General features: G+C 50.8%; 9 protein-coding genes and 1 pseudogene. All 10 read right to left on the bottom strand.

All coding sequences use genetic code 11. The features are described 5' to 3' along the window. Positions 1-1,439 (bottom strand): phage tail tape measure protein (locus ACKI3C_RS09845; RefSeq protein WP_407404536.1); only part of this gene is annotated, 1,439 nt, incomplete at its 3' end. Between the two features lie 962 nt (positions 1,440-2,401). Beyond that, the gene (locus ACKI3C_RS09840; RefSeq protein ID WP_407404534.1) at positions 2,402-2,911 is read right to left on the bottom strand and encodes a hypothetical protein; all 510 of its coding nucleotides are present in this window, start codon (positions 2,909-2,911) and stop codon (positions 2,402-2,404) included. After that, positions 2,908-3,348 carry an N-acetylmuramoyl-L-alanine amidase gene (locus ACKI3C_RS09835; protein ID WP_407404532.1) on the bottom strand — a complete coding sequence of 147 codons (441 nt, stop codon included), beginning with the start codon at positions 3,346-3,348 and terminating at the stop codon, positions 2,908-2,910. The genes ACKI3C_RS09840 and ACKI3C_RS09835 overlap by 4 nt, the downstream gene beginning before the upstream one ends. Continuing rightward, entirely contained in the window at positions 3,345-3,554 is a 210-nt protein-coding gene (locus tag ACKI3C_RS09830; protein WP_407404530.1) for a hypothetical protein, read from the bottom strand. The genes ACKI3C_RS09835 and ACKI3C_RS09830 overlap by 4 nt, the downstream gene beginning before the upstream one ends. A 136-nt stretch (positions 3,555-3,690) precedes the next feature. Continuing rightward, entirely contained in the window at positions 3,691-4,692 is a 1,002-nt protein-coding gene (locus ACKI3C_RS09825; protein ID WP_407404528.1) for a hypothetical protein, read from the bottom strand. Positions 4,693-4,753: 61 nt separating this feature from the next. Continuing rightward, positions 4,754-5,020, bottom strand: a complete 267-nt coding sequence (locus tag ACKI3C_RS09820; RefSeq protein ID WP_407404526.1) for a hypothetical protein — start codon at positions 5,018-5,020, stop codon at positions 4,754-4,756. A 127-nt stretch (positions 5,021-5,147) separates the two neighbouring features. After that, on the bottom strand, positions 5,148-5,870 hold the full coding sequence (locus tag ACKI3C_RS09815; RefSeq protein ID WP_407404524.1) for a hypothetical protein: 723 nt from the start codon (positions 5,868-5,870) through the stop codon (positions 5,148-5,150). Beyond that, the gene (locus ACKI3C_RS09810; protein ID WP_407404522.1) at positions 5,867-6,613 is read right to left on the bottom strand and encodes a hypothetical protein; all 747 of its coding nucleotides are present in this window, start codon (positions 6,611-6,613) and stop codon (positions 5,867-5,869) included. Before ACKI3C_RS09810 ends, ACKI3C_RS09815 begins: the two co-directional genes overlap by 4 nt. Further along, entirely contained in the window at positions 6,613-7,446 is an 834-nt protein-coding gene (locus ACKI3C_RS09805) for a DUF6712 family protein (protein ID WP_407404520.1), read from the bottom strand. Before ACKI3C_RS09805 ends, ACKI3C_RS09810 begins: the two co-directional genes overlap by 1 nt. A gap of 86 nt (positions 7,447-7,532) precedes the next feature. Beyond that, positions 7,533-7,926: pseudogene (locus ACKI3C_RS09800) on the bottom strand (hypothetical protein); the annotation flags it as partial.

Below are 7,926 nucleotides of genomic sequence, written 5' to 3'. Positions count from 1 at the left end.
GTCATGACGTGCTTCATGACCGGCAATAATTTCTCACCCAGTTCCACCGCCATCTCATGGATGCGGTTCTTCGCCTTGTCGATGCCTGCCTGCACGGTGTTGTTGAAGATGTTGTACTCGTTTGTTGCCGATGTCGCCTCGTTGAATGCCTTGGTGGCTTCCTCCTGTTCCCACTTCACCATGTCGAGGTGTTCGGCAAGCGTAGCCAGTACCTGGCTCATTCGCACGCCGTCCATGCCGAGGTCTTTGAACAGAGGAGCCAGCACCGCGAGACCGTCCTTGCTGCCGAGTTCGTGGATTCGCTCAAGGAACATGATGAGACCGTCGTTGGTCGAAGTCCTCAGCGTTTCAGTGAACTTCTCCACATCGAGGCCCACTTGTGCAGCCACCTCGCCCGGTTTCTGGAACAGCATCATCGTGAGCTTGCCGAGGGCAGAAGCAGACATTTCGGTCTTCTGTCCGTTAGCGTCAAGCGTAGCGCCGAAGGCGAGCAGCTGCGGGATGGTCATTTCCGCCTGCGCTCCCACGCCCGCCATGCGCTGGGTAAACTCAACGAGGTACTGCTTCGAGGCGGTACAGTTCTGCGACAGCACGTTCACGGCAGAACCTACGGAGAGCATCGCCTGCTTTGTGCCCAGTTCCTCGTCCACGCGGAAGATGTTTGTCAGTTTGGCGATGGTCTGCGTAGCGCCTTCGCCCAGATCGACGAGTGCCACATTGATGATGTCGGCTGCCTCCACGTAGCCCTGCACATCTTCAAGCGTTGTTTTGCCGAGTCGTCCTGCCTCCTGGGCGAGTTCGTTAAGTTTTTCGCGAGGGGTTCGGGTGTCGATATTGGCAAACGCCTCGTTGAGTTTCTTCACTTGCTCCTCGGTCATACCCGTGTATTTTCGAGTGTTGGCAAGTTCCTCCTCCATCTCAGCGTAGGCGTTCACTGCCTTGCGCCCAGCCATGATGAGACCAGTCACAGCAGCTCCTGCGAGTGCGATGGTCCCCATCCACTCGTTCACCTTGGCGTTGAGCCTTGTCCATAGTCCTTCCTGCTGACGGAGTTCAGCGTTCACCGTGGCGATTTGCGCCTTTACTTGTTGGATTTTCCTCACATGAGCGTTCCATGCGGCGGAACCTCGCTCGATGTATTGCAGTTGTCGGTTCAAGGTTTGGAGCGACTTCTGCAGTTCCTTTGGAGTTGCCCGATCCAGACGGCGCATCACACTCTCCACCTGCATGGTGGAGGATTCGATAGCGGTGATTTGCCGTTTGGTTTGGGTAAGTTCCGAGCGCAGTCTTCGCAGGTCGGTGCGGTTGCCCGCTGCCGCAGCCTTGGCGATGGCTGTTTCCAACTGCAGGGCATTTGCCCGAAGTTGGTTAAGAGTCTGTTGTGCCTGTTGTCCGTTAATCTGAAGGACAGTTGTTGCGTTTGTAGTGTAGTTACTCATATAAAAGTTTAAGAGTTTAAAGGTTTAACCGTTTAAGTGCCATGCACTCGTTTTGATTACTTTTGGCAAAAGTAGAGAGTCTTTTTCGAGTAGTAAAAGACGGTACGGAAGTGTCAGGGAGAGCCAGGAACCTGGCACTGGGTTTTATCTCGTTTTTCCATAAAAACGAGCGATTTTTGCCATGGTGTAAAAATCAATGATTGAGGACTTTACGGCATTTCTTTTTCGGTGGCTCTTGCCGAAAAATTGCCATTTGTAAAGGACTTAAAAACCCAAAGCACTGTATTACAGTGGTTTGGGTCGGGATTGTTAAGGGTGTCCCTTAACGACACCCTCGGTAGAGCCCCCGATGTGCTGAACTCTCGCCCCGAAAAAACCGCTTTCGCCCGAGCGGAATGTTCGGTAATCGCGCTGCCGTGCGTGAAAAAACGTGCGAAGCCCATTTTTTCGCCACGGCTGCACCTCTCTCTTCGAGTGTTTTCTCGTCCCCGAGAAAATGCCGAAGGTGTATGTGGCGATGTGCGGTAGTGGGCAAGGTGTGCGAGAGTGGAGCCGAGTCTGGCGAGGAAGCGGAGCGTGCTTGGTGTTGTCAGCACAGGCGGCGGTTGCGTGGTGCCCAGGCACGAGGGCGTGTCCGTTGGGGAGACCCTGACGCAGGAAGGGTCTCCCTATAAGGACTTGCCCCGAACGCAAACCGCCAACAGCCCGTGCCGACCAAACACGGAGCATGTGTAGCGAACTGCCAAACGCAGCGCAGCGGAAGCGTTCAATTATGCCCTGCTCGCACATCGGGGCTTGGGGTTGGGGAAAGAATAAGGGCGGACTGCTCATCACGAGTGGTCCGCCCCAAGGGTACGAATTTATGTTTGACTTACAAAGATGGAAAATCAGATTAGAGATTAGAGATGAGAGGGACATACCACTCCACAATAACCTCTAACCAATAACCACGGCGGTAGCCGTTACTTCTTGAAATACCAAACGAGGGCGAAGGCGGTAGCCAATAAGACAACTGCTAATCCGAAAAGCCACACAAGGTTTGGCGGGTTATACCCGATAACCTTATCGCTTGCCTCTACTGTTTCAGCGACCGATTGGCCGTGATGCGATAATGAGTCTGTTTGCAGAGTTTGTGAAGCAGTCACAATCTCTGCGTTCATCTTATCGTCAAGCCTGATGCGCTTGGCACGGACTCGGAGCCTGGTCTTGCGAGGCGCAGAGGGAGTGCGTAGCGTGTCAGAGTTGTCTTGACGATCTTCAGCATCACAGCCAACCGGCTCGATGATTATTTCAGCACTGTCCAACTCTGCCGAAAGGAAGCGCAGCAGCGAACCCGCCATTGCGGTTTCGGTGCTACAAGCGCTGACGCAGGCAGTGTTGGTTTCCACTCTCTCCACCGTTGCTACTGTCTTCTTGGTGTGGCAAGCGGACAGCAGCAATAGACAGGTGGAGGCTATTGCAAGCGATTTCATAGCGAAGCGTATTCTTGTGTGGCGTTAAATGCCGGGCATGCCTTATTGGCGAAATCACTGTGTGAGTGAATCCTCGCCTTCGGATAGATGCTTCGAAGTTCGGTAAGCAGCTCCAACAGTGCCTTTTTCTGTGCAGGGGTGCGAGTGTCCTTCGCCTTTTTGCCCTCTGCCGTACAACCGCCAATGTAGCACACACCGATCGAGTGCTGGTTATGATTCAGGCAGTGGGCACCGACCTGCTCGACAGGGCGGCCAGCGTGTATAGAGCCATCGAGATAAATCACGAAGTGATATCCGATGTCCTTCCAACCACGTCCGTTCACGTGCCAGTTACGGATTTGTTCAACTGTGAAATTCTTCCCCTCCGGGGTTGCTGCGCAGTGCACGATAATCTCGTTGATACTGCGCGAGGTTTTAAGTTTGAGATGCGTTGTCATGATTGTTTTATTTTATAGTGGTAATCAATTCCGAAAAGAGCGCCCACGAACGTCAGAATTTCGCCGAATGCAATCAAGACTGACGAGTGAATGACGCCAGTGGGCGGTATGATGAAGCCCGCAATCAGCAGTCCGCAGCCAATGATAACCAGTGCGACTGCGCAGATAAGCTGAATCGTATGTTTTTTTTGATTATTTTTCTTCATAACCGTGTGTATATGAGAGATTTTTTGTAATTTTGCAATGTCGGATGTCGTTGTGCTCTTTGCTCAACGACGGAGCATCGGGAGTGTGCTTTGGCTCATCTTGGTGTTATACAGGAGTGCTTTTGCTCTCCTTTTTTTATTTCGTGAAGTGCCATGCGTCAGGATTGTCGAAACGATTTCTACTGTGTGCCACATGGAATTCAGCGATATTCGTGGCAAGAGTGACCATTTGTGACGGCAATCTTGGACCGATAACCGACTTCACGAACGCGATGCCAAAGCGCAGTTTTACGAGACGCGGTTTCAGTGTACTGATGTCCTCCAGTTTAATCTTGCTGCACCCCCATCCGATAGCCCTCGGTCGGTTTTCCGCAACGAGGTATTTCGGTTCGCTTGAAAAATTATTCAGCAATTGAGGACTGAACGCCTGACTATTCCAGAAACTATGGTCGGAGGTATTGAACCGAACGAGTTCGTCACTACTGATTTTCAACACGAGGTGACCGCCCATCCTGTTCCATCCCTTTTTGATATTTGAGTGACCTCTTTCACCGCCAATCAACGTATTGTTGTAGCGGTTTCTTTTCTTCGAGTATCGAAAAAGATATGGAACATATCCTTTTTCAATCAGACTCCTGGCACCACGCAGATATAAAGACTTATAACGGATTTCGCATTCGATGTGCTCAATGACATCGGATGCTTTATTTGCAAGTTGAGCGACAGTGTTAGACAAAGTGTTCAATGCAGTCTGCAACGCAGTCACATTCTTTGTCGCATTGTTCAGGTCGATAACTTGCTGGGCACGCATTGCACCGGCTCTGTCGGTGGTAGCCTGACGAATGATGATACCGTCCGACTCTACATTGAGAGTGCCATTTGTATCAGCATTTGTCGGCGTAAGGTACACATTGTTGCGGTCAGATGAACCATTAGCAATTTTCTGAATTGCGTGGAAGTTCTTTGCGTTAGCGTACCAATCCTTGACCGCCTTGATCTCAGCTGAAGTTTCAGCGGTGGCAAGCAGGTTGACAATCATCTGCAGCAATGACCCAGCCATCTCTGGAGTGATGGCTTCACTCTGCGTCTCGTTGCGCAGTGCAGTGATGAGCGAAGTGAGTTGAGAAATATCTATCATGTGTTGAAAAATTTACGACACAAAATTACGGTGGCGTTCTCGTGTATGAAAAGACACGATTTTACAGCCTGCCCGTAATTGTGCGTCGGTCAAAAGCGTTTGACAAAACCCCGTTGAAATCTCGCCCGAGCGATTCAGCCATGAAGTCACGGATATTGAATACAGAGGCGAAGTATTTGCGAGAGAACCAACGGCGCCGCCTGCGGCTCGTGCCGTTCTCCAGTCCTGAGTTACCTCTGGGCGTGTCTCGCCCTACGCCGAGGTCTTGCCACAATCCGTATTCAAGGAACTCCTGCGAGAGTTCCACCTCTGTGACTGAACTATCCATTCGCATTGAAAGTGCGTGAGTAGAGCCGAGCAGTTGCCCGGTATCGATCACGCCGAGCAGAGTGATTTGCTCCTGCCAAATCTTAATCATCGTGTCGTTAAATGCGGTCACGTATTTACGACGTTCCTCAATACTCTGCTTCTCTGAGCTCGACATTGAAACCATGGGTTTTGAAATTGTTTATAATTTCGGTGGCATTTCTGCCCGATATTCCTTTTGTCAACAAGTTCGGGGTTTTAAGGAACAATGGCTCGTTATCATCTTCGGATAGTCCGTTCAACGAACTGAGATATTTGGCAGCGGCAGAATAGTTTTGAGAAATTCCACGAGCATTTAATAGCCAAAGGTCATAGACCTTTTCCCATTCCTCTTTGTTAAATCTCAGGACGGTGAATACATCTACTGCGATTTGGAAATAAGCGCAAGCGCATCCCGAAGCAAAGTAGCGGTCAATTTCAGTGAACGTGATGCGAGGGTCAAGATAGATGCAGTGTTGTTCCAACTTCGTCTTCTCGAGAATGAGTTTGCTCATAAACTGTCGGAACAACTCGCGCATCGTGTCCATGCACTCCTGCCTTGCGACCATGTCGTTGAGGGCATGACGCATGGCGAGGAACACTGTCTTGACACGGCGAGTGCGAGGCGTGTTATTCAGTTCTGTGTAACCGCCCGCGATGTCGCTGACGCATACGAAAGCGACCGAGGACTGCATGGTTTCCAATGCTTCCTCGAAGCCGTCAAGACCACTCACTCGGCAGAAAGTGAACTTCTCCTGCCGGGCGAGAATGTTCTCGTCCGTCAATGTCTCAAAGAAGTTCACTGCATCCCAGTTATAGTTTGATGTATTCATTTCGTCGGGTATTTTTGTTGAAGTTCTTCATATTCCTTCGCCTGAGCATTGAGTTCAGTGAGAGCCCGCCAAGTATCAAGCGAAAGGATTTCTTTTTCCTTAGTGACATCGCCTTTTGTCAGCGCACGGATTTGCGCGTTCATTGCCTCCGCAACATTTTGGGTTGGGGAGCCCAACATGTTGCTGTCCTCCGATTTTGCCGGACGATAGAAATTCGGGAAGGTGTTGGATAAATACTGCTTCAGCGCAGCGAACCAGTAGAAAAATGCAATACGGAAATGGCTTGGGAAAGCCTTGACTTTGCAGTCGTATAGAACCTTTCCCATTTCATCGAGCAGGTGTTCGTCCTTGGTTGTGAGATACCCTTGGTAAAGGTTGTCGCACACCAAGAATTTCTCAAAGGGAACACCTGAGAAATCGGCAGGCAATGGGCGGTGGCGTTTGAAATGTGAGGGCCGCACAGGGAAAGTCGGCAGATCATCGAGCCAAGCCATTAGCGAGATGACCTCGGCGACTTGGGTGGCTGGGACATCGAAGGTCTTGCCGCGATGTTTCAGCAGGAATGTGGTTTCGCCACTTCCGACACCCATGACGTGCGTGTCACTCCATTTCAGCAGGCACTTAGTGCGAATGTCCACCGACGGCAGTCCGTCCGCTAAAAGGCGATAGACAAACAGCAGCTGTTTGTCGTTGAGTTCGTTCCATCCCTTGGGAACGATAAGGTTTACCGCAATCGTTTCCATCAGAACCAATATCCTTTCGCTTGTTTTTTGTTCTTGAACACTGGTGGAGAGAACAACTTGGCGGTGTCCGAACTGTGCCATGCAGGGAAATAAAGTGGATTGTTTCGGATGAGGTTTACCACATCCATCATCCTCTGCGTGCTGATAGGTTGACCCTTCAGTACCCTGAGGATTTCCGCTTTTACCAATGCTATGGCACGCTCAATGGTGGCGTTGGTAACGTGCGTTGACCTCCATGCTGCCATCTGCTCCGGCGAAATGAATTCCTCGGCGAGCGACTGTTCGATGTCGATTATCTGCTGGCGAAGTTCCACATATTTTTCCCAACGATGTTCGGTGAAGCCCATCTCGGCAACAACCGACATGTCTTGGAACAGTGTGGAACGGAACCACTCGCACTGCGTTGAAGAAGTCCATTTTGACGCTCCTGCGAGTTTTGGGATAAGCAGTTCAAGCGCATCGTCCCTGGTCTTTTCAAGCGACTGCATCAGCCTTGCGATGCGTTCCTTGGAAGCCGGGACCACATTGTTGTTGCTCACAATGCCGAACCCGTTCGGCGTGAGCACAAGGTCGAGCGACGGCACAGCCTTTCGGAATGCCTCGCTCACCACCACTTGACAGCCCAGATGCTTGATGATGTTATCATCCGAGTACCCTGCGATGGTGCTGAAAGTAGTTTCCGAAGTGAACGTATCTTTCAACCAGGTCTCCGCCACGAGCAGGTGCATGTCAAGTTTTTCGAAAAGAGACTTCTCTCCCTTGACCGCCACAAGCACATTCGGGATGAATCGGTCAAGCATCTCAGCGTTCTTAATCATTCTTACTGTTGCCATAATAATTTTTCGTTGAAAAATTGGTTTAAGAGTTTAATCGTTTAAAAGTTTAATGCGCAGCCTCTCTCATCTCTAATCTTTCATCTCTAATCTCCGCCCTCGGCGGTTACAACCTTTGCGTCGGTGTGTTCATTGAGGGTGGTCAGCATCACGAACGGACAGTCCGGGAATGCACCTTTCCACCCGTTGAACTTGATGATGATGCGGTGCACACCAAACAGCAAGTCGTGGTATGGTTTTTGAAGTGCTTGGGCGATCGTGTAGAGTTCACGTTTGTCCGAGCCGCTGTTGTTCGACTGCGACTTGCCGGGAACCGAGCCCACGAGGTTCGAGTGCACACGCATCGTGAAGCAGAACATGTTCACCGCCTCGATGATGTCGGTGGACCAGTCGCCTCCTTCCTTATCGGTCTCTATCTTGTTGATAACGACGTCATGGTTTTCATGGCCGTCGGGCGAGATATAGAACGTCGAGAACCAG

This window comes from Sodaliphilus sp., from assembly GCF_045598405.1.
Classification (GTDB): Bacteria; Bacteroidota; Bacteroidia; order Bacteroidales; family Muribaculaceae; genus Sodaliphilus; species Sodaliphilus limicaballi.
Note: the sequence above shows the minus strand (reverse complement) of the source record. Positions and strands in the feature narration are given on the sequence as shown.